The 26,030-nt window shown below is 66.4% G+C and carries 23 protein-coding genes and 1 other RNA gene; 16 read left to right on the top strand and 8 right to left on the bottom strand.

Annotated elements, in window-relative coordinates:
- Positions 1-9 precede the first annotated feature (9 nt).
- Entirely contained in the window at positions 10-1,248 is a 1,239-nt protein-coding gene (locus B0E47_RS05650) for a D-alanyl-D-alanine carboxypeptidase family protein (RefSeq protein WP_254422825.1), read from the top strand.
- Positions 1,249-1,347: 99 nt separating this feature from the next.
- Here the strand turns inward: B0E47_RS05650 and B0E47_RS05645 are convergent, their stop codons facing one another.
- Entirely contained in the window at positions 1,348-1,896 is a 549-nt protein-coding gene (locus B0E47_RS05645) for a hypothetical protein (protein WP_077513038.1), read from the bottom strand.
- 105 nt (positions 1,897-2,001) lie between these two features.
- Between B0E47_RS05645 and B0E47_RS05640 the strand changes: the two genes are divergently transcribed.
- Positions 2,002-3,153, top strand: a complete 1,152-nt coding sequence (locus tag B0E47_RS05640; RefSeq protein WP_077513037.1) for a GSU2403 family nucleotidyltransferase fold protein — start codon at positions 2,002-2,004, stop codon at positions 3,151-3,153.
- Positions 3,154-3,202: 49 nt separating this feature from the next.
- On the opposite strand, the gene metK is transcribed toward B0E47_RS05640, so the two are convergent.
- The 7 genes from metK to B0E47_RS05605 form a co-directional block, all read right to left on the bottom strand.
- Positions 3,203-4,402 (bottom strand): methionine adenosyltransferase, encoded by a 1,200-nt coding sequence (gene metK / locus B0E47_RS05635; RefSeq protein WP_077513036.1) that lies wholly within the window; start codon positions 4,400-4,402, stop codon positions 3,203-3,205.
- A gap of 180 nt (positions 4,403-4,582) precedes the next feature.
- Positions 4,583-5,569 (bottom strand): tRNA dihydrouridine synthase DusB, encoded by a 987-nt coding sequence (gene dusB, locus B0E47_RS05630; protein WP_077513035.1) that lies wholly within the window; start codon positions 5,567-5,569, stop codon positions 4,583-4,585.
- Between the two features lie 44 nt (positions 5,570-5,613).
- Complete coding sequence (locus B0E47_RS05625; RefSeq protein WP_077513034.1) at positions 5,614-6,891, bottom strand: nucleoside permease; 1,278 nt, start codon at positions 6,889-6,891, stop codon at positions 5,614-5,616.
- A 117-nt stretch (positions 6,892-7,008) separates the two neighbouring features.
- Positions 7,009-7,638, bottom strand: coding sequence for a uracil-DNA glycosylase family protein (locus tag B0E47_RS05620; RefSeq protein WP_254422824.1), 630 nt, complete (start codon positions 7,636-7,638; stop codon positions 7,009-7,011).
- 23 nt (positions 7,639-7,661) lie between these two features.
- Positions 7,662-9,032 carry an FAD-linked oxidase C-terminal domain-containing protein gene (locus tag B0E47_RS05615; RefSeq protein ID WP_077513033.1) on the bottom strand — a complete coding sequence of 457 codons (1,371 nt, stop codon included), beginning with the start codon at positions 9,030-9,032 and terminating at the stop codon, positions 7,662-7,664.
- 44 nt (positions 9,033-9,076) lie between these two features.
- A complete protein-coding gene (locus tag B0E47_RS05610) occupies positions 9,077-9,433 on the bottom strand; it encodes a YraN family protein (protein WP_077513032.1) in 357 nt (118 codons plus the stop codon).
- Entirely contained in the window at positions 9,433-11,358 is a 1,926-nt protein-coding gene (locus B0E47_RS05605) for a penicillin-binding protein activator (protein WP_077513031.1), read from the bottom strand. The genes B0E47_RS05610 and B0E47_RS05605 overlap by 1 nt, the downstream gene beginning before the upstream one ends.
- Before the next feature lie 82 nt (positions 11,359-11,440).
- Here B0E47_RS05605 and rsmI point away from each other — a divergent pair, with 82 nt between their 5' ends.
- From rsmI to B0E47_RS05535, 14 genes are all read left to right on the top strand, one after another.
- Complete coding sequence (gene rsmI, locus B0E47_RS05600) at positions 11,441-12,271, top strand: 16S rRNA (cytidine(1402)-2'-O)-methyltransferase (protein WP_077513030.1); 831 nt, start codon at positions 11,441-11,443, stop codon at positions 12,269-12,271.
- A 93-nt stretch (positions 12,272-12,364) separates the two neighbouring features.
- An RNA gene (rnpB, locus tag B0E47_RS05595) (RNase P RNA component class A) lies at positions 12,365-12,727 on the top strand.
- A gap of 323 nt (positions 12,728-13,050) precedes the next feature.
- The gene (gene mraZ, locus B0E47_RS05590) at positions 13,051-13,497 is read left to right on the top strand and encodes a division/cell wall cluster transcriptional repressor MraZ (RefSeq protein ID WP_077513029.1); all 447 of its coding nucleotides are present in this window, start codon (positions 13,051-13,053) and stop codon (positions 13,495-13,497) included.
- Between the two features lie 42 nt (positions 13,498-13,539).
- Positions 13,540-14,481, top strand: a complete 942-nt coding sequence (gene rsmH / locus B0E47_RS05585) for a 16S rRNA (cytosine(1402)-N(4))-methyltransferase RsmH (protein ID WP_077513028.1) — start codon at positions 13,540-13,542, stop codon at positions 14,479-14,481.
- Positions 14,478-14,747: a cell division protein FtsL gene (gene ftsL / locus B0E47_RS05580; RefSeq protein ID WP_077513027.1), complete on the top strand. Its 270-nt coding sequence runs from the start codon at positions 14,478-14,480 to the stop codon at positions 14,745-14,747. Before rsmH ends, ftsL begins: the two co-directional genes overlap by 4 nt.
- Positions 14,747-16,561 (top strand): penicillin-binding protein 2, encoded by a 1,815-nt coding sequence (locus B0E47_RS05575; RefSeq protein ID WP_077513026.1) that lies wholly within the window; start codon positions 14,747-14,749, stop codon positions 16,559-16,561. The genes ftsL and B0E47_RS05575 overlap by 1 nt, the downstream gene beginning before the upstream one ends.
- Positions 16,558-18,066, top strand: a complete 1,509-nt coding sequence (locus tag B0E47_RS05570; protein WP_077513025.1) for a UDP-N-acetylmuramoyl-L-alanyl-D-glutamate--2,6-diaminopimelate ligase — start codon at positions 16,558-16,560, stop codon at positions 18,064-18,066. The genes B0E47_RS05575 and B0E47_RS05570 overlap by 4 nt, the downstream gene beginning before the upstream one ends.
- Positions 18,063-19,430 carry a UDP-N-acetylmuramoyl-tripeptide--D-alanyl-D-alanine ligase gene (gene murF / locus B0E47_RS05565; RefSeq protein WP_077513024.1) on the top strand — a complete coding sequence of 456 codons (1,368 nt, stop codon included), beginning with the start codon at positions 18,063-18,065 and terminating at the stop codon, positions 19,428-19,430. Before B0E47_RS05570 ends, murF begins: the two co-directional genes overlap by 4 nt.
- Positions 19,420-20,520: a phospho-N-acetylmuramoyl-pentapeptide-transferase gene (gene mraY, locus B0E47_RS05560; RefSeq protein WP_077513023.1), complete on the top strand. Its 1,101-nt coding sequence runs from the start codon at positions 19,420-19,422 to the stop codon at positions 20,518-20,520. The genes murF and mraY overlap by 11 nt, the downstream gene beginning before the upstream one ends.
- Positions 20,520-21,761 carry a putative lipid II flippase FtsW gene (ftsW, locus tag B0E47_RS05555; RefSeq protein ID WP_077513022.1) on the top strand — a complete coding sequence of 414 codons (1,242 nt, stop codon included), beginning with the start codon at positions 20,520-20,522 and terminating at the stop codon, positions 21,759-21,761. The genes mraY and ftsW overlap by 1 nt, the downstream gene beginning before the upstream one ends.
- Positions 21,758-22,894, top strand: a complete 1,137-nt coding sequence (gene murG / locus B0E47_RS05550) for an undecaprenyldiphospho-muramoylpentapeptide beta-N-acetylglucosaminyltransferase (RefSeq protein ID WP_077513021.1) — start codon at positions 21,758-21,760, stop codon at positions 22,892-22,894. The genes ftsW and murG overlap by 4 nt, the downstream gene beginning before the upstream one ends.
- Complete coding sequence (gene murC, locus B0E47_RS05545; protein ID WP_077513020.1) at positions 22,891-24,324, top strand: UDP-N-acetylmuramate--L-alanine ligase; 1,434 nt, start codon at positions 22,891-22,893, stop codon at positions 24,322-24,324. Before murG ends, murC begins: the two co-directional genes overlap by 4 nt.
- Entirely contained in the window at positions 24,321-25,295 is a 975-nt protein-coding gene (locus B0E47_RS05540) for a D-alanine--D-alanine ligase (protein WP_077513019.1), read from the top strand. The genes murC and B0E47_RS05540 overlap by 4 nt, the downstream gene beginning before the upstream one ends.
- Complete coding sequence (locus B0E47_RS05535; protein WP_077513018.1) at positions 25,292-26,026, top strand: cell division protein FtsQ/DivIB; 735 nt, start codon at positions 25,292-25,294, stop codon at positions 26,024-26,026. The genes B0E47_RS05540 and B0E47_RS05535 overlap by 4 nt, the downstream gene beginning before the upstream one ends.
- The last annotated feature ends 4 nt before the right edge of the window (positions 26,027-26,030 follow it).

The raw sequence follows: 26,030 nt of genomic DNA, 5'->3' as shown, positions 1-26,030 counted from the left end.
ACGAATTTCGTGCGTTATCTATGGAAATTGCGCTCGCCATGCACTATGGTCGGCGCCACGCGCAGCGATGTCGCGATCAAACATGCCGAGGAGCAGGGGTTGGCAGTCAAGTCCATCAAGCCGGCGCGATTGCGGCGGCGGTTTCGAACAGTGTTGCTGGCGGCACTCGCGTGCTGCCTGGGCAGCCTTGTCGGCGTGGTTCATGCCGGCTATGCCGCCATCGTCGTCGACCCGGCCACCGGTCAGGTGCTGGATGCGGTCAATCCCGATCAGCAGAACTACCCGGCCTCGTTGGCCAAGATGATGACGCTCTACCTCACCCTGCAGGCGCTGCACGACGGCAAGCTGAAACTTGACCAGAAGTTGCCGGTCTCGGCCTGGGCAGCGGCGAAGGCGCCGACCAAGCTTGGCCTGCGCCGCGGTCAGACCATCAGTGTGAAGGACTGCATCCTCGGCATGGTGACCAAGTCGGCCAACGATGCCGCGACGGTGGTGGCGGAAGGGCTGGGCGGTTCCGAACAGCACTTCGCCGACCTGATGAACGCCCAGGCCGCGCAGCTGGGCATGCAGCACACGCATTTCGACAACGCCTCCGGCCTGCCGGACCCCGATAACACGACGACCGCGCGCGACATGGCGACGCTGGCGGTGGCGCTCTATCGCGACTTCCCGAACGACACGCACTACTTTGCCACCAAGGAGTTCGTTTTCCGCGGACGGTTGGTGCGCGGTCACAATCACCTGATGGATCATTTTCCGGGGATGGATGGCCTGAAGACCGGCTTTACCGACGCATCCGGTTTCAATCTCGCCTCGACCGCCGTGCGCGACGGCCATCGCCTGTTCGGCGTGGTCATGGGCGGGCGAACCGCCGCGGCACGCGACAAGGTGATGGCACGCCTGCTGGACGATGGGTTCGATCATCGCCCGACACCGGCGATCGTGGTGGCCCGCGCCGCGGATCCTCATTCCAGCATGGCCCGCCAGGTGCTGGCGGCGCTTTCCCCGATCAGCAGCGCCGAGGCCGGGTCCGTGCCGGTGCCGGCGCACCATCGTCGCCATCTGCGTGGTCACCACGTCGCGATTGCCCGTGCCACCTGCACGCATCGTCGCGGCGCCAGCTGCCTCCATCACCGCCAGGCGCCGCATCGACATGCCGCCGCGCAACTCGCACACCGCAAGAGCAACCACAAGTCTCATGTGCTGGTGGCGACGCGGCATCAGGCACCGGACAACAAGGCACCTTGAGCGTATCCGCGGCAGGCCTTGTCCGGGGGGGCCGCCAGAACCACGCCTCGCTGCTCAGCGAAGCAACTCATCGCCACGGCGACCTCCCGAGTGTGCGGCTCAATGCAGGCCGCGTGCCGCGTGAAGCGGAATCACTTTCGCCGAGGGCAGCAAGCGGGCGCGCAGCAAGTCGGCGGCGAAGTGGAAGCCGCGACCCAGATCCCTGCGCGAGAACGGCGTCTCCAGCATGCGCAGCGCCACCTCGAACGCGGTCAGGCGGCTGCAGGCGAATTGCGTCCACGCTTCGTACTTGCGCTGGTTCATCGATGCGACCAGGCTGCGATTGCCGTTGCGCGTGAACGTTGGCGGCATTCGCCAGGCATCCAGTTCGGCTTCGGCGAGCGTGCCGCCCACACCGCAGGCGGCGAACAGAAACTGTAGCTGCTCCGCCGCCATGATATGCAGGCATTTCAAATCGGCGGCGCGACCGGGCACCACCAGCACGGCGCCGGTGGCTGCGTTCATCAGCAGCACGAACGGCTGGCGGTCGATGAAGTCGATGTCGGCGCACCACTCGCCAAGCGGATTGTCATGCGGCGCCGGCTCCGCTGGCGCGGACGGCTGGCGCAAACGTTTGAGCAGCTTCTGTGAGCAGCGGACAACAGTCATGGCGCGGCGGGATGTGTCAGACAGCTCGGTCCGCTCGTTCGTTGTGGCGCCGTCGTCACAAGTTGCGGAGTCTGGTCGACGTCGTTGAACAGCGGGTCAAGGCGCATGAGCTGGCCGTCAACCGAAGCAGAAAAGGTATCGCGGTTATACCACTCATTCGATGCGAGTGGTATAACCGCAGCATCCGCCGGAGCCTTCAAGATGGCCTTGTACCGCGAACTACCCGTCGCCGCCCAGGCCGCATACGCCGAGTTGCAGGAGCTGGTGCAAGTGGCCGAGACCATGCGCTCGCCAGCGTCGCTGACCGGCACGGTGGGCTGGAAGACGATCAAGGGTCGTCGCTACGCGTACTGGCAGTTCAAGGAAATCGATGGGCGCAAGCGCGAGTACTACTTGGGGCCGGAAGGGGCGGCGATCGAGGCCATCGAGAACGCGCGTGGCAAACCGGCGCCGGCATTTGACGCTGTTGCGCGACAGGCCAACGCGGCATTCGCGCAGGGCAATGCGCCGACGCCGGCAAAGCACTTTCGCATCGTCAAGCGCTTCGCCGATTACCAGTTTTTTCGTGCCGGCGGATTGCTGGTGGGGACCCAGGCGTTCCTGGCGATGGGCAACCAGTTGGGAGTGGCGTGGGGTGACGGCGCGCGCAGGCTCGATCTCGATTTTGCGCATGCGGGTATGGGCGGCAACGTCGCCATGGCGTTGCCCGTCAATCTCCATGCGGATGTGGACGATGCGTTGAAGTCGTTGGAGATGGGTTTTCTTCCAGCACTTGGAGGCAGTCGCGGTTTTGCCAGCAACTATGTCAGCGAGAAGAAACCTGATTTGCGTATCGACTTCCTGACCGTGATGCGACGTGGCAGCAAGGATGTGCTGATGCCGGATATCGGCGTGGCACTGACGCCGCTGAAATTCCTTGATTATCTGCTGGAGAGGCCAGGGCAGGCCGTGCTGCTGGATCGGGCCGATGCTTGTCTGGTGAATGTGCCCGACCCCGCGCGCTATGCCTTGCACAAACTGCTGGTGGCTGCCGAACGTGGCCCGCGGCACGCGAAATACACCAAGGATATTTCCCAGGCGTTGAGCCTGATCGAATGGCATCTGCAGCGTGCACCCAGTGTGCTGGTGGATGCGTGGGAAGACTTGGCCGCTCGTGGTGCGGGTTGGGTCAAACGCGCTAGGCAGTCGCTGCGGGCTGCACCTGCCGCACAGCACGAGTTAGTGTCACGCTTTGGGAAAGCGGTGGGACTGAAATAGAAACGGGCCGCACAGGGCGGCCCGTTCGTTTTACGCATGTGATGCGGACTTACTTCAGCTTCGCATCCTTGCGCAGCGCCTCGGCGCGGTCGGTCTGTTCCCACGAGAACGTGGTGTAACTCTTGCCGTCGGCGCCCTTCACCTTCGCCGGCGTGCGACCGAAATGGCCGTAGCTGGCGGTCTGCTGGTACATCGGGTGGATCAGGTCGAGCATCTGCAGGATGCCGTACGGGCGCAGGTCGAAGTGCTTGCGGATCAGCTTCTCGATCTTGTCGTCGCTGATCTTGCCGGTGCCGAACGTGGTGACCGAGATCGAGGTGGGATGCGCCACGCCGATCGCGTAGCTCACCTGCACTTCGCAGCGATCGGCGATGCCGGCGGCGACGATGTTCTTCGCCACGTAACGCGCGGCGTAGGCAGCCGAGCGATCGACCTTGGACGGATCCTTGCCGGAGAACGCGCCGCCACCGTGACGGGCCCAGCCGCCGTAAGTGTCCACGATGATCTTGCGGCCGGTCAGGCCGCAGTCGCCCACCGGGCCGCCGATCTCGAACTTGCCGGTCGGGTTGATATGGAACTTGGTGCCCTTGTGCAGCAGCTTGGCGGGCAGCACCGGCTTCAGAATGAGCTCGCGCACCGCCTCGACCAGATGCTTCTGCTTCACGCCCGGATCGTGTTGGGTCGACAGCACCACGGCGTCGATCGCGGTGGCCACACCGTTTTCGTAGCGCAAGGTGACCTGGCTCTTCGCGTCCGGACGCAGCCACGGCAGCGGCGACTTCTTCGCCTTGCGCACCTTGGCCTGCTGCTCGACCAGGCGGTGCGAGTAATAGATCGCCGCCGGCATCATGTCCTTCGTTTCGTTGGTGGCATAGCCGAACATCAGGCCCTGGTCGCCGGCACCCTGGTCTTCCGGGTTCTTGCGGTCCACGCCCTGGTTGATGTCCGGCGACTGCTTGCCGATCAGGTTGATCACACCGCAGGTGGCGCCGTCGAAGCCGACGTCGCTGGAGTCGTAGCCGATGTCGACGATCACCTTGCGGGTGATCGCTTCGAGGTCGATCCACGCCTTGGTGGTGATCTCGCCGGCGACGATCGCCACGCCGGTCTTGACCATGGTTTCGCAGGCGACGCGGGCGCGCGGATCCTGCGCGATGATCGCGTCAAGCACGGCATCGGAGATCTGGTCGGCGACCTTGTCCGGATGGCCTTCGGAGACCGATTCGGAGGTGAACAGGTAGTTGGACATCGCGGTATATATCCTTTCGTGCGGATAGAAAGATAAAGAAGGTCGGCATGATACATCGACACGCCCGGTTTTGCAGCCCGAGGTCGTTCAGCCCGCCAAGGGGTTGCCAGCTGTTCAGCCGTTTGGACGGCTGTTCAGCTGATGCCGTCGATCGACGGGTTCCAGGATCAAGTGTGGCGATCAGGCCGCCAGCCGTTCGCCGCTGGCCAGTGCGGCGAAGTAATCGCGGGTGAGGCGCCATTGTTCATCGGCGCTCTCGGCGCGGTTGACCACCTGCCGGAACGCCGCGTTCTCCGGGCGATCCTTCGCGTACCAGCCGAGGTGCTTGCGCGCGATGCGCACGCCTGCCTGCTCGCCGTAGAACGCGTAGAGCTGTTCGAGATGACCGAGCAGGATCGCGGCGACTTCGGCCGGCTCCGGCTCGGGCAGCAAGTTGCCGGTGGCGAGGTAATGCGCGATCTCGCGAAAAATCCACGGCCGCCCCTGAGCACCGCGACCGATCATCAATGCATCGGCGTCGGTAATGTCGAGCACGTGCCGCGCCTGCTGCGGCGTGTTGACGTCGCCATTGGCCAGCACCGGGATGTGCACGGCGGCCTTCACCGCGGTGATGGTGTCGTACTCGGCGTCGCCTTCGTACTTGTCGGCGCGGGTGCGGCCGTGCACGGCCAGCGCGGCGATGCCGTTGTCTTCGGCGATGCGCGCGATGTTCAGCGCGTTCCTGTTCTGCCGGTCCCAGCCGGTGCGGATCTTCAGCGTCACCGGCACCTCGACCGCATCGACCACGGCCTTCACGATGCGCGCGACCAGCGGCTCGTCCTGCAGCAGCGCCGAGCCGGACCAAACATTGCACACCTTCTTGGCCGGACAGCCCATGTTGATGTCGATCAGTTGCGCGCCGTTGGCGACGTTGAAGCGCGCCGCCTCGGCCAGCATCGACGGATCGTAGCCGGCGATCTGCACGCTGACCGGCTCGGGTTCACCGGCGTGGTCCATCCGTTGCAGCGACTTGCGCGTATGCCACAGCCGCGGATCGGCATGGGTCATCTCCGACACGGCCAGCCCCGCGCCCAGCCGCTTGCACAGCAGCCGGAACGGCTTGTCGGTGACGCCCGCCATCGGGGCGAGCACCACGGGCGGGTCGATGAGGTAGGGGCCGATGAGCATCCGCGCATTGTAGCCGGCCGGACCGTGGCAGACCCGGAACGGCCTCAATGCGTCGGCAGAACCCGCAGTGTCTGCGGCTTGTGCCTGTGCCTGAACAGCGGCACGAACAGGATGGCCATCAGCAGCGCGTAGCCGGCAAAAGCCAGCCAGATGCCATGCCAGTCCTTGCAGATCGCCGCCGCGTCGTTGCAGCTGTGGTCGGTGAAAAAGTGGTCGATCGCGAAGCCGGCGACCAAGCTGCCGAGCACGGCGCCCACGCCGTTGGTCATCAGCATGAACAGGCCCTGCGCGCTGGCGCGGATCTTCGGATCGGCCTGGCTCTCCACGAACAGCGAGCCGGAGATGTTGAAGAAGTCGAAGGCCATGCCGTAGACAATGCAGGAGAGCACGATCATCCACAGGCCACCGGCAGGGTTGCCGAAACCGAACAGCCCGAAGCGCAGCACCCAGGCCAGCATGCTCATCGTCATCACGGCCTTGATGCCGAAGCGTTTGAGGAAGAACGGGATGGTGAGGATGAAGGCGGTTTCGGAGAACTGCGAAATCGAGATGATGATCGCCGGGTAGCGCACGGCGATCAGGTCCTTGTACGCGTCGACATGGGCAAAATCGTGCAGGAAGGTGTCGCCGTAAGCGTTGGTCAGTTGCAGCGCTGCACCCAGCAGCATGGCGAAGATGAAGAACACCGCCATGTTGCGGTCCTTGAACAGCACAAACGAGGTCAGCCCCAGCCGATCGGCCACGCTGCGGTTTTCCGCGGTGCCCAGTTGCGGCGGGCACTTGGGCAGGGTGAACGCGTACAGGCCCAGCAGCAGCGACGCCGCCGCGGCGATGCGGAACTGCGTGGGCGAGGTTTCGAAATGCAGCAGGCTGACCGTCCAGGTCGCGGCAATGAAACCGATCGTGCCCCACACGCGGATCGGCGGATAGTGGGTGACCACGTCATAGCCGTCGCGCTTGAGCGCGTTGTACGCCACGGCAATCGAGAGCGAAATCGTCGGCATGTAGAAGACCATGTTGAGCAACATGACCCAGAACATGGTGTGCGGATCGTCCACCAGGGGCACGCTGAACAATACGATCGCGCCGACGATCTGAAATGCTCCATACAACCTTTCGGCATTGATCCACTTGTCGGCAATGATGCCGGCCAGCGACGGCATGAACAGCGACGCGATGCCCATGGTCGAGAAGATCGCGCCGAAGCTGGTGCCGGACCAGTGCTGGTGCTGGAACCAGTACGCGCCGATGGTCAGCAGCCACGCCCCCCAGATGTAGAACTGCAGGAAGTTCATCACGATCAGGCGCAGCTTGAGATTCACGGGCAGGTATCCGGCATGTGTGTCCCCTGACGCAGCCGAGGGAACACCCCGTGGCCACCAGCCGAGGCAGGTTAGAGGAAGCCGCGGGGAACCGGCAAGGCGCGCTGCAGCGCCGGCTCAGTCTGCCGCGCACAGGGCGTCGGCCACGCGCGCGCGCAGCACCGGCAACAGCTCCGTCTCGAACCACGGATTGCGCACCAGCCACAACCGATTGCGCGGGCTCGGGTGCGGCAGCGGCAAGTGGCCGCGGGCAAGATGCTCGCGCCACGCCTGCACCGTATCGGTGAGCCGGGTGCCGCGCGCCACGCCGAGCAGGCCGGCCTGCGCGTACTGGCCGATCACCAGGGTGAGTTGCACTTGCTTCAGCAGCGGCAGCAGGCGCGGATGCCAGGTCGGCGCGCACTCCGGCCGAGGTGGCAGGTCGCCGCCCTTGCCGGTGCCGGGGAAGCAGAAACCCATCGGCACGATCGCGATGCGGCTGGCGTCGTAGAACGTGGTCTTGTCGACGCCCAGCCATTCGCGCAATCGCTCGCCGCTGACATCGTTGAACGGGATGCCGGTGTCGTGCACCTTGCGTCCCGGTGCCTGGCTGACGATCAGCAGCCGTGACACGGCCGACGCCTGCAGCACCGGCCGCGGCCCCAGCGGCAGATGCGCTTCGCAGATACGGCAGGCGCGTATTTCGACCAGCAAGTCGTCCACCGCGTGCGACATGTGTGCGGCACCCGTGCTTTTTCCATTTTCCATTTCCGACTCCCGATTCCCGGCCATCAAGGCAACAACTTGCCCGGATTGAGTATGCCGTCCGGATCGAACGCCGCCTTGACGTTGCGCATCAACCCCAGCGTGGAAGCCTCCAGCGCCAGCGGCATGAACTCGCGCTTGACCATACCGATGCCGTGCTCGCCCGACAGCGTGCCCTCCAGCGAAATCACCAGCGCAAACACGTCGGCCAGGCAGGCGTGCGCGCGTTCGCGTTCGGCCTTGTCGCGCGGCAGCAGGTTCACGTGCAGGTTGCCGTTGCCGGCATGGCCGAAGCTGACGATCAACACCTCGTGCTTCACCGACAGCTGCCTGATGCCGTCGACCAGCGCGGGCAGATGGCTGACCGGCACCACCACGTCCTCGTTGATCTTGTTCGGCGAGATCGTGCGTTGCGCCGGCGACAGCGCCTTGCGTGCGGCCCACAGCACGCGGGTTTCGTCGACACTTTGCGCAATCCGCAACTCCTCAAGTCCGTCGCCGCGGGCCGCGGCGACCACCGCATCGACTGCGCTGTCCAGCGTGGCCGGTTCGCCGTCCACCTCGATCATCAGCATCGCGCCGGCCAACGGCACGCTGTCGCCGCCATGCTCATGCGCCAGCTTCAAGGCCACGTCATCGATGAACTCCAGCGCACACGGCGTCACCGGCTGCGCCATGATCCGCGCCACCGCCCGCGCCGCCGCGCCGACGTCCATATAGGTCGCGCGCAATGTGCGCACCGCCGATGGTTTCGGCGTGAGTTTCAGCGTGGCCTCGGTGATCAACGCCAGCGTGCCCTCCGAGCCGATCAGCAGCCGGGTCAGGTCATAACCCGTCGCGCCCTTGCTGGTGTACGTGCCACAACGAAAACCTTCGCCGCTGCCAGCCACCGCGCGCAGGCCCAGCGTGTTCTCGCGCGGACTGCCGTACTTCACCGTGCGCGGCCCCGCCGAATTGCAGGCCAGGTTGCCGCCGATGCTGCACCACGGCGCCGAGGTCGGATCGGGTGGCCAGAAGAAACCAAGCGGCGCCAGCGCCTGCTGCAGATCGCCGTTCAACACCCCCGGCTCGACCACCGCCAGGCGATTGTCCGGATCGATCCGCAGAATCCGGTTCATCCGCTCGAAACTCACCACCACGCCGCCATCCAGCGGCACGGTGGCGCCCGTCGTGTTGGTGCCGCGACCGCGCGCGATCACCGGCACCTTGTGCGCGCGGCAGGCCTGCACCAGTGCCTCGACCTGGGCATGTTCGGTGGGAAACACCACGGCATCCGGCAACGCATGCAGGCGCGAGTTGTCATAGGAATAGGCGATGCGCTCCGCCTCGCCGGTGGCGAGCGAATCGGTGGGAAGGGTTTCGCGCAGGCGGGAGAGCAGATCGACGGGCAGGGGCATCGGTCAAGCGTAATCCACCCGGGGCGCGAAGGCGTTGTGCCGGATCAGCCCGCCTCGAATGCGCCACGCAGCCATTGGCGCTGGATGGCATCGAGCGGGCCGTCGTAGCTGACCACGTCGAAGCGGCAGGCATGGCGTGCGTGCCGGGGGTGCGCGCCAAGCCAGTGCTGGGCGGCGAGGATCAGCCTGGCCTGCTTGGCCGGGGTGACCGAGGCGGCGGCATCGCCGTGGCTCGCGCTCTTGCGGTAGCGCACTTCGACAAATACCAAGGTGTCGCCGTCGCGCATGACCAGATCCAGTTCGCCGTGGCGGGTCGCGTAGTTGCGCGCCAGCAAGGTCAGGCCGGCGCGCTCCAGTTCGCCACAGGCACGCTGCTCGAAGCCGTCACCCGCCGCGCGCATCAGTTCGACGGGGCGGGTTGGGCGCTGCCGCCGGTCGAACTGGCCGGCGCCGGCGCGGCATTCTGTGGTGGCGTGGCAGATGGCATCGTGTCGATCTGCAGGCTGCCAGTCAGCGGACGCGCCAAACCGTTCTGGAACTTCGCCCAGGTCAATACGCGGCGGATACGACCGAACTGGTCAGCGGCCAGTTGACCGGTGGCACCCGGCATGTAGCTGCCGGGATGGGCGCGCAGCCAGTCGAGATAGGGCACCAGATTCCACGCATCCATGCCGAAGGCGAACAGGCGCGCGGCACCGTCGCGCGCGGCGGGCAACCTGGCCGCGATGCCGGCGCGGTCGGGCAGCCCCGGCTGGGCGTCGAACAGCCACGGCGCGTCGCAGAACTCCACGCCATCCAGATCGCGATCGTCTGCCACGTCATCGTTGCCGGCGTAAATGTGCGAAGTCGCGAATACCGGCAGGTCGATTTGCGCGATGTGCAATTGCGGCAACAGCAGGCGCGCCTGGGCCGGGCGCATGCTGATGAAGATCCCGGCGTTGCTCGTGGCGCCTGTTGCCGCGGACGTCGCGGAGCCGTCGGCCGTGCTGGTCGCCACGGCAGGCGCAGCCGTGGCCTTCGGCATCTGCATGCCGCCGATGATATTGGCATAGCTGGTTGCGCCGGTCGGCAGCACCGCATTGTCGATGACTTCGCCACCGCGGGAGATCAATTCGGCCTTGAAGGCACTGGCCGCGCGCTGCGCGAAATCGTCACCGGACACCAGCACGTAGGCGCGAAGCAGACCGCGTTCGGCCATGTGGTCGGCAGCCTGGGCACCTTCGGTTTCCGGCAGCAGCCCGAATTCGCTGGCGTTGCCGGCGGGCAATTGCTTGTCGTCAGGATGGTTCAGCGCCAGCACCGGCACAGACAACTCTGCCTGACCGAAGATGGCGGCGACCTCGCCGCGAGTGAGCGGGCCGACCACCAGTTTGGCGCCATCGCGGGCGGCCTGCTGGTAGGCCTGGACGGCGCCCTCCGCGGTGCCCTTGCTGTCGTAGACGCGCACCATGGGACGCGGTGCGTGGTTGCTGGCGGCATCGAAGTACGCCGCGAAGAACCCCTGGCGGATCGGCATGCTCGCGGCCGCGTAATTGCCGTCGGCAGGCAGCAGCAGGGCGACCTGGGCCGGTACCTTGTAGCCCTCGCGCACGGTCGCGCCGGCGCCGGGCAACAGCATGCCCACGGCCTGCTGGAGTTCCGGTTGCGGCTGCGCCACGGCGACGCCGAGCTGGCGCAACGCCTGGTTGATCCATGGCAGCAGTCGATCGCCCGGCTTCATTGCGGCGGCCCGTTGCTTGAGCGGCGCGACGCCCAATCCGGTCAGCAGATCAAGCGCCTGCCGGCGATTCTGTGCCTGGTCGAATCCATGCAGGTCATCGTCCATCTGCACGCGCGTGCGGGCGGCGCCCCAGAGATCGCCAGCGGCCTTCATGGCGCGCGCGCGCAGTTCCAGCAGGCGCAGTTGCAACGAGGGAGGCACCTGGACGTTCGGCTGGCTGGTCAGTCGCAGTGCCGTCTGCGCATCGTGCTGGCCGAGCGCGAGTTCGGCGCGCAACAGATCCAGGCGCAGCGGCTCGTCGCCGCTCAGGCGTTCGCGCCTGATCTTGGCGAGGATCGGCGCAGCGCGCACGATCTGGCCTTCCTGGCGCCACGCTTCGGCGGCCAGCAACTGGTAGCTGTCGGTGTGGCCGGGGAATTGCGCGGCCAGGTCGAGGTAGGCTTGCGCCGCCTGGTCGAACTGGCCCTGCTGCGCCAGGGTCGCGGCGCTCTGGGCGGCAGCGATCTCCGCTGGAGAGCGCACGCCGCCGTTCGGGACGCAGGCACTCAGGACGAGCGAGAACAGCAGTCCGATCGCGATGATTCGCGAGAGGCGCATGAAGCGCATGGGAAATCCCTTGTTCGTCATGGTCATCAATGCGCGATCATAGCCGATCGTCTTGCCGGCTCGCGGCGCAGGAGTTCTCAGAATGTCATCAGTTCAGCCAGGCTGCCTGTGGGTGGTGGCCACGCCGATCGGCCATCGCGACGATCTGTCTGCGCGCGCCATCGAGAGTTTGCGCGCGGTGGCGGTGATCGCCGCCGAGGACACGCGGCACAGCCGGCCGCTGCTGGCCCACCACAACATAGGCACACCGCTGATCGCGTTGCACGAGCACAACGAGCGCGACGCGGTGGAGGCGATCGTGCTGCGGCTGCAGGTAGGCGAGGACGTGGCGCTGATTTCCGATGCCGGCACGCCGCTGATCAGCGACCCCGGTTTCCGGCTGGTGCGCGCGGCGCGCGCCGCCGGCATCCGCTGCATTCCAATCCCGGGCGCCTGCGCGGCGATTGCCGCGCTGTCGGTGGCGGGTCTGCCCAGCGATCGCTTCGTGTTCGAAGGTTTCCTGCCGCCGAAGGCCGCGGCACGGCGCAGCCGCCTGCAGGAGTTGGCCGGCGAAGCGCGCACGCTCATCTTCTATGAGTCGTCGCATCGTGTCGCCGAAAGCCTGGCCGACATGCGCGACGTGTTCGGCGCGGAGCGCGAGGCAGTGCTGGCACGCGAGCTGACCAAGATGTTCGAGACGGTACTGGGCGAGCCGCTGGCGGAACTGGCGGCGCGGGTCGTCGCCGATCCCGACCAGCAGCGCGGCGAGCATGTGATCCTGGTCGCGGGACGCGGCGAGGAAGTTGACGCCAAGCTCGCCGAAGGCCAGCGCATCTTCGCGATCCTGCGCGAGGAACTGCCGCCGGCGAAGGCGGCGAAACTGGCAGCAGCGATCAGCGGTGCGCCGCGCAAGGAGCTTTATAGAAGTGAGTGAAGAGGAGTGAGAAGTGAGAGAGGGCAAACGCGCATGTTGCTGCTTTTCTCTCGTTTCTCACTCCTCTTCGCTCACTCCTGTATTCTTGGTCTCGGAGTCGGCCGGGCAGTCGCGTCGCACGCAAGTGCATCGAGGAAAGTCCGGGCTCCACAGGGCAGAGTGCCAGGTAACCCCTGGGCAGCGTGAGCTGACGGCCAGTGCAACAGAGAGCAGACCGCCGATGGCCCGCAAGGGCACAGGTAAGGGTGAAAGGGTGCGGTAAGAGCGCACCGCACGCGGGGCCAACGTCGCGTGGCACGGTAAACCCCACTCGGAGCAAGACCAAATAGGGGAACGATAACGCGGCCCGCGTTGTTCCCGGGTAGGTTGCTGGAGCCAGACGGCGACGTCTGGCCGAGAGGAATGACTGTCGCGTCGCAAGACGTACAGAACCCGGCTTACAGGCCGACTCCACCTCTTCACATGAATTCACCACCGGCGTGGCAAGCGTCCACGCCGGTGGTGATGCGTGGGAGCGCGTTCGGATGAACGCTGGTTCATCGCGACATGGTCGGCCATCCCGAATTGTGCTCGCCGGACGCCATGCTGGCATTGATTCAAAATCAAAAAATCCCTTGCTTTCAAACACCTTGCAAAGGTTCGTGAGAAAACGCTGGAATTACGGTCACAACTTCGCCTTTCTCCTTGATTCACAAGCGAAATTCCCTTGACAGTCTCACAGGGCGAGGCTATCGTGGGTTCTAGTGTGAAATCGTGGGTTTTAGTGGAGTCTAGCGATCGTGTTCCAGGGCGAAACCGCCATCACCGTAGACGACAAGGGCCGCCTGGCCATTCCAACCGCGTATCGCGAGTTGGTGGCGGGCGAGTGCGCCAATCGTCTGGTGATCACCTACAACCCGTTCGAGTCGGGCTGCCTCTGGCTGTTCCCGTATGCGGCGTGGGAGCTGGTACGCGATCAGGTCAATGCGCTTTCTAAAGTGGTCCAGGTGCATCGCGACCTTCAGATGAAACTCGTGGGTGCGGCCGCCGTGGTCGAGCCCGACAGTGCAGCACGCATTCTGCTGCCAGCCAGCCAGCGCGCGACCACCGGCATCGACAAGAAAGCGGTGCTGTTGGGTATGGGCGACAAGTTCGAAGTGTGGAGCGAACAGGAACATCTCAAGAAGATCCGCCAGACCATCGGTGAGGGCGAGATTACACAGGCAATGGCGGAATTGCGCCTGTAAGGCGCGATCGGCATGTGGGCGGGACGGGAGCGGGAGTGCGGCATGGCCGAGCAGCAGTTGCGGCACATCCCGGTGATGCTGGGTGAAGCGGTGGAGGGTCTGTCCGTGCAGTCTGACGGGCGCTATCTCGATGGGACGTTTGGTCGCGGCGGTCACGCTCGCGCCGTACTGTCGCGCCTCGGCCCCGCTGGCCGGCTGCTGTTGATGGATCGCGATCCCACCGCGATAGCCACGGCGCAGGCCGAATTTGCCGATGATTCGCGCGTGTCGATCCGGCATGCCAATTTTTCCAGCCTGGCCGAGTGGGACGAAACCGCCGCCGGCCTCGATGGCGTGCTGCTCGATCTGGGCGTGTCCTCGCCGCAGCTAGACGAGGCGGCACGCGGTTTCAGTTTCATGGCCGATGCGCCGCTGGATATGCGCATGGACACCACCCAGGGCGAAAGCGCTGCCGATTTTCTGGCGCATGCCAGTGAGCGCGAGATCACCGAAGTGCTGTGGAATTTCGGCGAAGAGCGGCATGGTCGTCGCATCGCCCGCGCGATCGTCGCCGATCGTACGGCCACACCGTTCACCCGCACTGGCCAGCTGGCCGCGCTGATCGAGCGTGTGGTCGGCCGGCGCGAGCCGGGCAAGCACCCGGCCACGCGCAGCTTCCAGGCGTTGCGCATCCGGGTGAACGGTGAGCTGGATGCCTTGCATCATGGTTTGAACGCCGCGCTGGAACGCCTCAAGCCCGGTGGTCGGTTGTCGGTGATCAGTTTCCATTCGCTGGAGGATCGCGCGGTGAAGCTGTTCATCCGCGACCACTCCGGCCGCGTGCAGAACAGCCGGCGCGGGCCGCCGGTCGCGTCCGCGCCGGCCATGCTGGCGGCGGTCGGCAAGGCGCAATTCCCTTCCGCGGCGGAACTGGCGGCGAATCCGCGCTCGCGTTCGGCCGTACTGCGCGTTGCCCGCAAGCTGAGCGGCGAGGTGGCCGCATGAAGGCAATCAGCGTCCTGGTCAATTTCGCCTTGCTGCTTGCGGCGCTGGCCAGTGCCTTGGGCGTGGTCTGGACGCGGCATGAAAGCCGCGTGTTGTTCGTGCAGTTGACCGGCCTGCAGAACCAGCGCGACGACCTGAATATCGAGTACGGCAAGCTGGAGCTGGAACAGGCTACCTACGCCGAGCCGCGGCGGATCGACGATGAGGCACGGCAGAAGCTGGGCATGATCAATCCGCGTCCGCAAGACATCCGGTTGCTGCGCTGATGGATGCACGCAAGCACGCCAAGCCGCCAAAACACGCCCGCCGCCACGCGACCGGTCCGAGTGCGCGCAAGCGCATGGTCGTGGTGGTCGGCTTGCTGGGGCTGGCCGCGACCGGCCTGGTCGCGCGCGCGTTCGACCTGCAGGTGGTGCGCAAGCAGTTCTACCAGGCGCAGGGCGACGCGCGCTTCCTGCGCGAGATGCCGATACCGGTTTCGCGCGGCACCATCTTCGACCGCAACGGCGAGCCGCTGGCGGTGTCGACGCCGGTGATGTCGATCTGGGCCAACCCGTCCGAGGTGCTGGACAACGACGAGCGCATCCCGCAGCTGGCGCAGGCGCTGGGCGTGAATGCCGACGAATTGAAGAGCCGGCTGGCGCAGCGATCGGATCGCGAATTCGTCTACCTGCGCCGGCAGATGTCGCCCGAGGCGGCCCAGGCCGTGCTGGATCTGGGCATCCCCGGCATCAATGGCCAGCGCGAATTCAAGCGCTATTACCCGTCCGGCGAAGTCACCGCGCACGTGCTCGGCTTCACCAATATCGACGACCACGGCCAGGAAGGGCTGGAACTGGCTTACGACGACTGGCTCTCCGGCAAGCCTGGCGCGAAGCGCGTCATCCGCGACCGCATGGGCCACGTGGTGGAGGATGTGGAACAGGTGCGTGCGCCCAAGCCCGGCCGCAACCTCACGCTCAGCATCGACCGGCGCATCCAGTTCCTGGCCTACAGCGAGCTGAAGAACACGCTGGACAAGTTCCAGGCGGACTCCGCCTCGATGGTGATCCTCGACGCGCGCACTGGCGAAGTGCTGGCGATGGTCAACCTGCCGACCTACAACCCGAACGCGCTCGGCGGCAGCAAGCCGGGCCAGCGACGCAACCGCGCGATGACCGACGTGCTCGAGCCCGGCTCCACGATCAAGCCGATCCTGATGGCGGCGGCCCTGTCCAGCGGCAAGTTCACCCCGACCAGTCCGATCATCGACACCACCGGCGGCCACTGGTACTTCCAGGGCCACGACATCCACGACACCCACAACTACGGCCTGCTGACGCCGACTGGGGTGATCACCAAGTCGAGCAACGTGGGCGCGGCGCACATCGCGATGGGTCTCGACACCACGCTGATGTACGACACCTACCGCGCGTTCGGTTTCGGCAACAGCACCGACAGCGGTTTCCCGGGCGAGGCTTCGGGCTATCTGCGCATCGGTCGCGACTGGCGTCCGCTCGAGAAAGCCATCCTCGGCTACGGTTATGGCCTCAACGTCACCGTGCTGCAGCTGGCGAATGCCTACGCCACGATCGCCGACGATGGCGTGATGCACACGCCCAGCTTCATCAAGGGCGAGGACAATGCGGCGAAGCAGATCATCTCGCCGACGATCGCGCGCGAGCTGATCCAGATGATGGAGACGGTGACCGGGCCGGGCAGCACCGCGCCGCAGGCGCGCATCGCAAACTACGCGGTGGCCGGCAAGACCGGCACGGCGCACAAGGCCAGCGCCGGCGGCTACGACAAGCACAGCTACACCGCGGCATTCGCCGGCATCGTGCCGGCCACGAACCCGCGCCTGGTCGGCGTGGTGGTGGTCGACAATCCGAAGAAGGGCAGCTACTACGGCGGCATGGTCTCCGCGCCGGTGTTCTCGCGCGTGATGGGTGGTGCGCTGCGCCTGCTCGACGTGCCGCCGGACAATATCGGTCGCTGGTATGTCGGCGGCCCGTTGCAGAGCGCCGGTGGCCTGGCCGGCAGCCAGCCGCCGAGCGAGGCGCCGATCGACGATGCCCCTATCGACGAGGGCACGCCATGAGCATCGGCCACCTCGACCAGTTGCTGCTGGGGATTGCCGACGCGCAGATGGCGGCGACACCCGCTGCCGCGCACATGATCGTGTCCGGCCTCAGCCTCGATTCGCGCCGGGTGCGTCGCGGCGATGCCTTCTTCGCCCTGCGCGGCAGCCAGGGCCATGGCATCGAATTCGCGGCCAGCGCCGTGCAGCGCGGCGCCCAGGTGGTGCTGGCGGAGGCGCCCGCGCCGGAAGATCACGCGACACTCGATGTGCCGTTGTTGTGGATCGACCGCCTGCATGAGCAAGTCGGCGAGATCGCCGCGCGCTTCCATGAGCGACCCAGCGAGTCGATGTGCGTGATCGGCGTCACCGGCACCAATGGCAAGACGTCGTGCGTGCAACTGCTGGCACAGGCGCTGACCCTGCTCGGTCATCGTGCCGCGTCGATCGGCACGCTGGGCGCCGGCGTGCACGGCCAATTGCACGAAGGCGAGCGCACCACGCCCGATGCGATCTCGGTGCAGGCGCTGCTGGCGGATTTCCGCGACGCCGACGTCACCCATGTCGCGATGGAGGTGTCGTCGCACGCGCTTGAGCAGGGCCGCGTGGGCGCCGTCGATTTCGAGGTCGCCGCGTTCACCAACCTCACCCGCGACCACCTGGACTATCACGGCAGCATGGAGGCCTACGGTGCTGCCAAGGCACGGCTGTTTGCGTGGCCGAGCCTGCAGGCAGCGGTGATCAACAGCGACGATGCGTTCGGCGGCGAACTGGCGGCGCAGTTGCCGAGCGACGTCCGCGCCTTGCGTTTCAGCGTGGCCGGCGACAGCGCGGCGGACATTGCCGCCAGCGCGATCGTCACCTCGGCCGAAGGGCTTGCTTTCCAGCTGCGCACGCCGTGGGGCACGCGTACGCTCAACAGCCACCTGCTGGGTCCTTTCAACGTCGCCAACCTGCTGGCGGTCGTCGGTTGCCTGGGTGCGCTGGGCGAGCCGTTCGAGCGCATCGTGAAGGCAGTCGAACAGCTGCAACCGGTCAACGGTCGCATGAACCGCCTAGGCGGTCTGCGCGGGCTGCCCCTGGTGGTGGTCGATTATGCGCACACGCCGGATGCGCTGGAGCAGGCGCTGACCGCGCTGCGCGCGCATTGCGCCGGCAAGCTGATCTGCGTGTTCGGTTGCGGCGGCGAGCGCGATGCGGGCAAGCGCCCGCTGATGGGCGCGATCGCGGCAAGCCTGGCCGACGTGGCCATCGTCACCGACGACAATCCACGCGGCGAAGATGGCGATGCGATCGTGGCGCAGATCGTGGCCGGCATGTCCGCTGCCTCCGCCATGACGGTCGAGCGCGACCGCGCTATGGCGATCGCCGATGCGCTGGCACTGGCCCGCACCGGCGACGTGGTGCTGATCGCCGGCAAGGGTCACGAAACCTATCAGGACGGCGCAACCGGCAAGCGCCCGTTCGACGATCTGGCGGTGGCGCATGCCGCGCTGGAACGGCTCAGCCGGGAGCCGCGCGCATGATGCGGCTGGGCGCCATCGCCGTGTGGACCCGCGGACAGCTGTTCGGCGCCGATGTCGAAGTCACCGGTGTCGCCATCGATACCCGCAAGCTCGCAGCGGGCGATCTGTTCGCGGCGTTCAAGGGCGAGCATGTGGACGGCCACGACTATCTTGCCCAGGCAGTCGCGCGCGGCGCAGCGGCAGCCCTGGTGGAACGCAGGGTCGACAACGAGCTGCCGCAAGTGCTGGTGGACAACGTGGAACTGGCGCTGGGTGATCTGGCCAGTGCGGTACGGGCGCAGCGCAGCGCACGGGTGATCGGCATCACCGGCTCGAATGGCAAGACCACGGTGAAGGCGCTGACCGCGACGATCCTCTCGCTGCATGGCCGCGTCCACGTCAACAGCGGCAGTTACAACAACGAGATCGGCCTGCCGCTGACCCTGCTGGCGATGCCCGTGGACACCGAATACGCGGTGCTCGAAATGGGCGCCGGCAAACCGGGCGATATCGACTATCTGGCCGCCATCGCACGGCCCGATATCGGCCTCGTCAACATCATCGCGCCGGCGCATCTTGAGCGGATGGGCAGTCTGGAAGGCGTCGCCGAGACCAAGGGTGCGCTGTATCAGGCGCTGCCGGCCGACGGTGTGGCGATCATCAATGCGGACGACGCGTTCGCCAGTTTCTTCGGCGGCCTGGCCGGCACGCGCCGGGTGCTGCGCTACGGTCTCGATCACAAGGCGGATGTAGGTGCCGACATCATCGAGCAGCGCGTGGATGGCTCGCGTTTCGTGCTGAGCACGCCGGTGGGCGATGCCGAGGTATCGCTGACGTTGCCAGGTCGTCACAACGTGGCCAACGCGCTGGCCGCGGCAACGATCGCGCTGGCGCTGGAGGTGCCGCTGGCGACGATCGTCGCTGGTTTGGAGCAGGCAACAGCCGTCGCGGGCCGGCTCAGGCGCGAGGCGATGGCCGATGGCTGGACACTGATCGACGACAGCTACAACGCGAACCCGAGTTCGATGGCGGCCGCGATCGACACGCTCGCGCTGGCGTCCGGCGAGCGCTGGCTGGTGCTGGGCGACATGGCGGAACTGGGTGCGGATGCCCGCGCACTGCATGCGCAGGTGGGCGAGCTTGCCCTCAAGCGTGGCATCGAACGGCTGTTCGCCGTGGGCGCGTTGAGCGCCGCTGCGGTCGAAGCGTTCGGCGCGCAAGGCGAACATTTCGACGACAAGGCGGCGCTGGTCGCTGCGTTGCGGCCCCGCCTGCACGGCAGCGTGACATGTCTGATCAAGGGTTCGCACTCGGCGGGCATGGAACAGGTAGTCGCTGCATTGCGCAAGCATGAGCAGAGGGAGGGCGCCACCGATGCTGCTTGAACTGGCCGACTGGATGGCGCGGCACTTCACCGCCCTGCATCTGTTCCAGTACATCACCTTCCGCACCATCATGGCGGCGCTCACGGCGCTGGCGCTGGCGCTGCTTTGCGGCCCTTGGCTGATCAACCGCCTGGCCGCGTTGAAGGCTGGCCAGGTGGTACGTAGCGACGGGCCGCAGACCCACCTGGTCAAGGCCGGCACGCCGACCATGGGCGGGGTGATGATCCTGCTTTCGGTCGCCATCGCCACCTTGCTGTGGGCGGATCTGCACAACCGCTACGTGTGGGTGGTGCTGGCGGTGATGCTGAGCTACGGCGCCATCGGCTTCTACGACGACTATCGCAAGCTGGTGTTGAAGGACAGCCGCGGGCTGGCCAGTCGCTGGAAATATTTCTGGCAGTCCGTGTTCGGCCTCGGCGCCGCGCTGTTCCTGTATCACACCGCGCCGCATGCAGCCCACGGCGTACCGGTGGCGGAGACCGCCTTGTACGTGCCGCTGTTCAAGCATGTGGTGGTGCCGCTGGGTCTGTTCTTCGTGGTGATCACGTACTTCATGATTGTCGGTTTCTCGAACGCGGTGAACCTCACCGACGGCCTGGATGGATTGGCGATCATGCCGACCGTGCTGGTCTCCGGCGCCCTCGGCGTATTCGCCTACCTGGCCGGCAACAAGGTGTTCTCAGAGTACTTGGGCATCCCCTCGATTCCCGGCGCGGGCGAGCTGGCGATCTTCACCGGTGCGCTGGCCGGGGCCGGGCTCGGTTTCCTGTGGTTCAACACCTATCCGGCACAGGTGTTCATGGGCGACGTCGGTGCGCTGGCGATGGGCGCGGCACTGGGCTGCGTGGCGGTGATCGTGCGTCAGGAGATCGTGCTGCTGGTGATGGGCGGCGTGTTCGTGATGGAAACCGCCTCGGTGATGATCCAGGTGGCCAGCTTCAAGCTGACCGGCAAGCGCGTGTTCCGGATGGCGCCGATCCACCATCACTTCGAGTTGAAGGGCTGGCCGGAGCCGCGGGTCATCGTGCGCTTCTGGATCATTTCGGTGGTGTTGGTGCTGGTTGGTCTTGCCACGTTGAAGGTGCGCTGATGACGATCTTCGACTCCAGCACCCAGGCCAAACGACGCAACGGTCCGCGCGGACGCTACGACCTGTGGCTGCTGGTCGCCTTGATCGGATTGGCCAGCATCGGTGTGGTGATGGTGGCGTCGAGTTCGATTGCGGTCGCCGACAGCCAGCATCTCGGCCCGTTCTATTTCCTGCGCAAGCATCTGGTCTTCCTCGGCCTGGGTGTGATCGCGGCCGGTCTGGCCATGCGCACGGAGCTGAAGCTGCTGGAGAAGTTCGCGTTTCCGCTGCTGGCCCTGGCGTTCATGCTGCTGCTGGCGGTGTTTGTGCCGCACTTCGGCATGCGCATCAACGGCGCACATCGCTGGCTCAATCTGCTGGTCACCACCTTCCAGCCGGTCGAGGCGGTGAAACTCATTCTGGTGGTCTACGTCGCCAGCTATCTTGTGCGTCATCGCGAGAGTGTGGAAACGAAGTTTCTCGGTTTGATCAAGCCGATCATGGTGGCGGGTTTCCTGGTCGGCCTGCTGCTGCTGCAACCGGATTTCGGTTCCGCGGTGCTGGTGATCACGGTGACTATCGCGATGGTCTGGCTGGGCGGTGCGCGGCCGATCTTCCTGTTTCTCATGGGCCTGCCGCTGATGCCGCTGCTGTATGTGGCAGCCACCGGCGAGAGCTATCGCATGAAGCGGCTGACCTCGTTCCTCGATCCGTGGAAGGATCCGTTCAACGACGGCTTCCAGCTGACCCAGTCGCTGATGGCGATCGGTCGCGGCGAATGGGATGGAGTCGGCCTGGGCTCCAGCGTGCTGAAGCTGTCCTACCTGCCGGAAGCGCATACCGATTTCATCTTCGCGGTGATCGGCGAGGAGCTTGGCCTGGCCGGCGTGGTGCTGGTGATCGGTCTGTTCGCGCTGGCGGTGGGGCGCGGCCTGTACCTGGGCCTGAAGGGCGTCGAAGTGGGTCAGCGCTTTGCCGGCTACGTCGCGTTCGGCATTTCGCTGATGCTGGCGATGCAGGCGATCGTGTCGGTCGGCGTGAACCTCGGTGCGTTGCCGACCAAGGGTCTGACCTTGCCGCTGATCAGCTACGGCGGCTCCTCGATGGTGCTGACCTGTGCGATGGCAGGTGTGCTCCTGCGCGCCACCTTCGAGATCACCCGCGCACTGGATGCACGGCAGATGACCACCCGCATGCCGGCGGCGGTTGCCGTGGCCGACGCTAACGCCGCGGTGTCGCCGCGCGAGGCGGAGGCAGCATGACGACCATCGGGAATCGGGATTCGGGAATCGGAAATGGCCAGAGCGGGTCGCGCCCGGTTCTTGCCGATCCCCGGCCCGTACTCATCATGGCCGGCGGAACCGGTGGCCACATTTTCCCCGGCCTGGCCGTGGCCGAATGCCTGCGCGCGCAGGGTGTGCCGGTGGCATGGCTGGGTGCGGTCGGCGGGATGGAGACGCAGGTCGTGCCGGCGCAGCGGATCGAGCTGCACACGGTGCGGGTCGGTGGCTTGCGCGGCAAGGGCCTGGCGACACGCCTGCGGGCGCCGCTGATGCTGCTGCGCGCGCTGTGTGCGTCGCTGGCGGTGTTGCGCAAGGTCAGGCCGCGCAGCGTGCTGTCGATGGGCGGTTACGTGGCCGGTCCCGGTGGCATGGCCAGCTGGCTGCTGCGTCGACCGTTGCTGGTGCACGAACAGAACCGCGTGGCGGGCTTCACCAACCGGCGGCTGGCTGGTCTGGCGCGCCGCGTGCTGGCAGGTTTCGCCGATGCGTTGCCGCAGGCGGAGTGGGTCGGCAATCCGGTCCGCGAAGCGATCGCAACGCTGCCGCCACCGGCACAACGCATGGCCGACCGTCGCGGCAGGCCGCACCTGCTGGTGCTCGGTGGCAGCCTCGGTGCGCGCGCGCTGAACCTTGCGTTGCCGCAGGCGCTGGCTTTGCTCGATCCCGACCAGCGTCCCGAGGTGCTGCATCAATGCGGTACGCGCGGCCTGGACGAGGCGCGTGCCGCCTATGCCAGTGCGGGTGTCGAGGCGCAGGTAACGGCATTCATCGACGACATGGCAGCCATCTACGGCTGGGCCGACCTGGCAGTCTGCCGTGCCGGCGCGCTGACCCTGGCCGAGTTGTCGGCGGCGGGACTGGGCGCGTTGCTGGTGCCGTTTCCGCATGCCGTGGATGACCACCAGACCCGCAACGCGGAAGTTTTCGTGGCGGTCGGTGCCGCCGAAGTGAAGCAGGAAAGCGATCTGGACATAAAGATGCTGGCGCAGCGACTGGCCGCCCTGCTGGGCGATCGTCGCCAGTTGCTGGCCATGGCCGAGGCGGCGCGCACGCTGGCCAAGCCCGACGCAGCGCAGGTGATCGCGCAGGCCTGTCTGGAGGTGGCGGCATGAACCGGCTCTCCGCACAGCAGGATCCGATGAGCACGTTCCGCCGGGTGCACTTCATCGGCATCGGTGGTGTCGGCATGAGCGGCATCGCCGAAGTGCTGCACAACCTGGGTTATGCGGTATCCGGATCCGACCGCGCCGGCTCGTCCACCGTGCAGCGTCTGCAGGGCCTGGGCATTGGCGTGCATGTCGGCCATGCCGCGGAAAACATCGCCGACGTCGACGTGGTGGTGACCTCCAGTGCGATCCGACAGGACAACCCCGAGCTGGTCGCCGCCCATGCGGCGCGCATCCCGGTGATCCCGCGTGCGGAGATGCTGGGCGAACTGATGCGCTTCCGCCGCGGCATCGCGATCGCCGGAACGCACGGCAAGACCACCACCACCAGCCTTACCGCCAGCGTGCTGGCCGAGGCGGGCTACGATCCGACCTTCGTGATCGGCGGCCAGCTCAACGCGGCCGGCGCGAATGCGCGGCTCGGCACCGGTCAGTATCTGGTGGCCGAGGCTGATGAATCGGATGGTTCGTTCCTGCTGCTGTCGCCGGTGATTGCCGTCGTGACCAACATCGACGCCGATCATCTGGAGAACTACCACGGCGACTTCGCCGAGGTGAAAAAGGCCTTCGCCGATTTCCTGCATCGTTTGCCGTTCTATGGTTTGGCCGTGCTGTGCGTGGACGATCCCGAGGTGGCCGCGCTGGCCGAAGCCACCAATCGCCGCGTGATCCGCTACGGCATCGACAGCGCGGACGCCGATGTGCGGGCGCTGAACCTGCGCCAGCAGGGCTTCGAGATGCATTTCGATCTGCAGTTGCCCGATGGCGGCCAGCCGTTCCCGGTCACCCTCAACCTGCCTGGCCGACACAACGTGCTCAATGCACTGGCCGCAGCCACGATCGGCTGGCAGCTTGGGGTGGAGACCGCGGCCATCGCCGGTGCGCTGAAAGGTTTCCAGGGCGTCGGCCGGCGCTTCCACCGGCGTGGCGAGATCGCCATCGACCAGGGCAAGGTGCTGCTGATCGACGATTACGGCCATCACCCGCGCGAAATCGCGGCGGTGTTCGCGGCGGCGCGTGGCGGCTGGCCGGAGCGGCGCCTGGTGGTCGGCTTCCAGCCGCACCGCTACAGCCGCACGCGTGACCTGCTGGACGATTTCGCCAACGTGCTGGCCGAGGCCGACGTGCTGGTGCTGACCGACGTGTACCCGGCCGGCGAGGCGCCGATCGCCGGTGCCGATGGCCGCGCGCTGGCGCGCGCGGTGCGCGCACGCGGCAAGGTCGATCCGGTGCTGGTCGAACATCCGCGCGAATTCCGCGACAGCCTGCCCAGCCTGCTGCGCGACGGTGATCTCTTGTTGCTGCTGGGTGCCGGCGACATCGGCGCGGCGGCACTGGAGCTGGCGCAGGCTGGCCATCTGAGGACAGCGAAGTGAACAGCAAGTACGCCAGCAAAATCACGGATCCGGCACAGTTCGGTCGCGTCGCGGTGGCGATGGGCGGCAGCTCGGCCGAACGCGAGGTGTCGCTGGATTCCGGCCGCAACGTGCTCGCCGCGCTCAAGGCGCGAGGCATCGATGCGCACGCGATCGATGGCATCCCGGCCCTGCTCGATGCCTTGCGTGCGGGCCACTTCGCGCGCGTGTTCAACATCCTGCACGGCCAGCATGGCGGTGGCGAGGACGGTGTGCTGCAGGGTGCGCTGGAGTCGCTGCACGTGCCTTACACGGGTTCGGGCGTGCTCGGTTCGGCGTTGTCGATGGACAAGACGCGCTCCAAGCGGGTGTGGCAGTCGCTGGGCCTTTCGACCCCGACCTTTGCCGCGTTGCCGCGCGGCGCCCCCGGATCGCGTCCGGGGCAGGCTGTGCATGCCGCGGCGCGCCGGATCGGTTTCCCGCTGATCGTCAAGCCGGCGTGCGAAGGTTCCAGTGTCGGCGTGACACGGGTGTTTGCCGAAGCGGACCTGGCCGCGGCAGTCGAGCTGGCCGCGCAGTATCCGGGCGACCTGTTGATGGAGACGCTGATCGAGGGCGATGAGCTGACCGTGGCGATCCTCGGTCGCCAGGTGCTGCCGAGCATCCACATCGTGCCGAAGGGCGCGTTCTACGACTACAACGCCAAATACATCGCCGAGGACACCCAATACCTGTGCCCGGGCGCCGAGGGCGCGGCAGCGGACGAACTGGCGACGCTGTCGCTGGCGGCCTTCGACGCGCTGGACTGCACCGGTTGGGGCCGCGTCGACGTGATGCGCGACCGCAACGGCCGCCACTGGCTGCTGGAAGTCAACACCGCACCCGGCATGACCTCGCATTCGCTGGTGCCCAAGGCCGCGGCGGCAGCCGGGATCGACTACCAGGAACTGTGCTGGCGCGTGCTCGAAACCAGTCTGCGGGAGGGCGCATGAAAGGAGCCGTCCGCCTCGCCGCCTGGTGCCTGGCCATCGCCCTCGTGGCGTTGCCGATCGTCGGCCTGTTGCGCGGCTGGTTCGCGGCTGATCGCTGGCCGGTGACCCAGCTGACCGTGCAGGCCGAATTCAAGCATGTCAGCGCCGCCGAGATCCGTGCGGCGGTGTTGCCGCGATTGGGCAAGGGCTTTTTCGCGCTGAATCTCGACGCCGTGCAGAAGGCGGTGGCCGCGCTGCCGTGGGTCGAATCGGTCGAGGCGCGCAAGCGTTGGCCGGATACGCTGCAATTGCGCGTCTACGAGCGCCAGCCGTTTGCCCGCTGGAACGACAAGCAGCTGATCAGTCGGCAGGGCCTGGTGTTCGACGCACCCGGTGCGGCGCAGCTGGCCGGATTGCCTGATCTGCACGGCCCCGACGCGCGACTGGCCGAGGTGGTCAGCTTCTATGCCGAGGCCAGCAAGGCATTCGCCGGCACGCATCTGCAGATCAACGGCGTGGCCCTGACCGAGCGTGGCAGCTGGAGCGTCAGCACCGCCAGCGGCGCGCAGATCGTGATCGGCGACCGCGACCAGGCCGGTCGCCGGCTGCACCGTTTCCTCGACGTCTACCCGCAGCTGATGGCCGGCCATGCCGACGGCTTTGTCTACGCCGATCTTCGCTACACCAACGGATTCGCCGTGCGCTGGCCCGAGGTGGCCGGCGCCAATGCTGGAGGTTCAACCCGCTCATGACTAT

The sequence above is a fragment of the Rhodanobacter sp. B05 genome, assembly GCF_002001085.1.
Taxonomy (GTDB): domain Bacteria; phylum Pseudomonadota; class Gammaproteobacteria; order Xanthomonadales; family Rhodanobacteraceae; genus Rhodanobacter.
Note: the sequence above shows the minus strand (reverse complement) of the source record. Positions and strands in the feature narration are given on the sequence as shown.

Excerpts from the sequence above, each read along its gene's own strand:
- B0E47_RS05570 (WP_077513025.1), top strand. The coding sequence starts at position 16,558 with ATGAGCATCGGCCACCTCGACCAGTTGCTGCTGGGGATTGCCGACGCG.
- murC (WP_077513020.1), top strand. The coding sequence starts at position 22,891 with ATGAACCGGCTCTCCGCACAGCAGGATCCGATGAGCACGTTCCGCCGG.
- ftsL (WP_077513027.1), top strand. The coding sequence starts at position 14,478 with ATGAAGGCAATCAGCGTCCTGGTCAATTTCGCCTTGCTGCTTGCGGCG.
- rsmI (WP_077513030.1), top strand. The coding sequence starts at position 11,441 with ATGTCATCAGTTCAGCCAGGCTGCCTGTGGGTGGTGGCCACGCCGATC.
- metK (WP_077513036.1), bottom strand. The coding sequence starts at position 4,402 with ATGTCCAACTACCTGTTCACCTCCGAATCGGTCTCCGAAGGCCATCCG.
- B0E47_RS05640 (WP_077513037.1), top strand. The coding sequence starts at position 2,002 with ATGAGCTGGCCGTCAACCGAAGCAGAAAAGGTATCGCGGTTATACCAC.
- B0E47_RS05610 (WP_077513032.1), bottom strand. The coding sequence starts at position 9,433 with ATGCGCGCGGCGGGTGACGGCTTCGAGCAGCGTGCCTGTGGCGAACTG.
- murG (WP_077513021.1), top strand. The coding sequence starts at position 21,758 with ATGACGACCATCGGGAATCGGGATTCGGGAATCGGAAATGGCCAGAGC.
- B0E47_RS05620 (WP_254422824.1), bottom strand. The coding sequence starts at position 7,638 with ATGGAAAATGGAAAAAGCACGGGTGCCGCACACATGTCGCACGCGGTG.
- B0E47_RS05575 (WP_077513026.1), top strand. The coding sequence starts at position 14,747 with ATGGATGCACGCAAGCACGCCAAGCCGCCAAAACACGCCCGCCGCCAC.
- B0E47_RS05645 (WP_077513038.1), bottom strand. The coding sequence starts at position 1,896 with ATGACTGTTGTCCGCTGCTCACAGAAGCTGCTCAAACGTTTGCGCCAG.
- mraY (WP_077513023.1), top strand. The coding sequence starts at position 19,420 with ATGCTGCTTGAACTGGCCGACTGGATGGCGCGGCACTTCACCGCCCTG.
- B0E47_RS05605 (WP_077513031.1), bottom strand. The coding sequence starts at position 11,358 with ATGCGCTTCATGCGCCTCTCGCGAATCATCGCGATCGGACTGCTGTTC.
- B0E47_RS05535 (WP_077513018.1), top strand. The coding sequence starts at position 25,292 with ATGAAAGGAGCCGTCCGCCTCGCCGCCTGGTGCCTGGCCATCGCCCTC.
- ftsW (WP_077513022.1), top strand. The coding sequence starts at position 20,520 with ATGACGATCTTCGACTCCAGCACCCAGGCCAAACGACGCAACGGTCCG.
- rsmH (WP_077513028.1), top strand. The coding sequence starts at position 13,540 with ATGGCCGAGCAGCAGTTGCGGCACATCCCGGTGATGCTGGGTGAAGCG.
- murF (WP_077513024.1), top strand. The coding sequence starts at position 18,063 with ATGATGCGGCTGGGCGCCATCGCCGTGTGGACCCGCGGACAGCTGTTC.
- B0E47_RS05615 (WP_077513033.1), bottom strand. The coding sequence starts at position 9,032 with ATGCCCCTGCCCGTCGATCTGCTCTCCCGCCTGCGCGAAACCCTTCCC.
- dusB (WP_077513035.1), bottom strand. The coding sequence starts at position 5,569 with ATGCTCATCGGCCCCTACCTCATCGACCCGCCCGTGGTGCTCGCCCCG.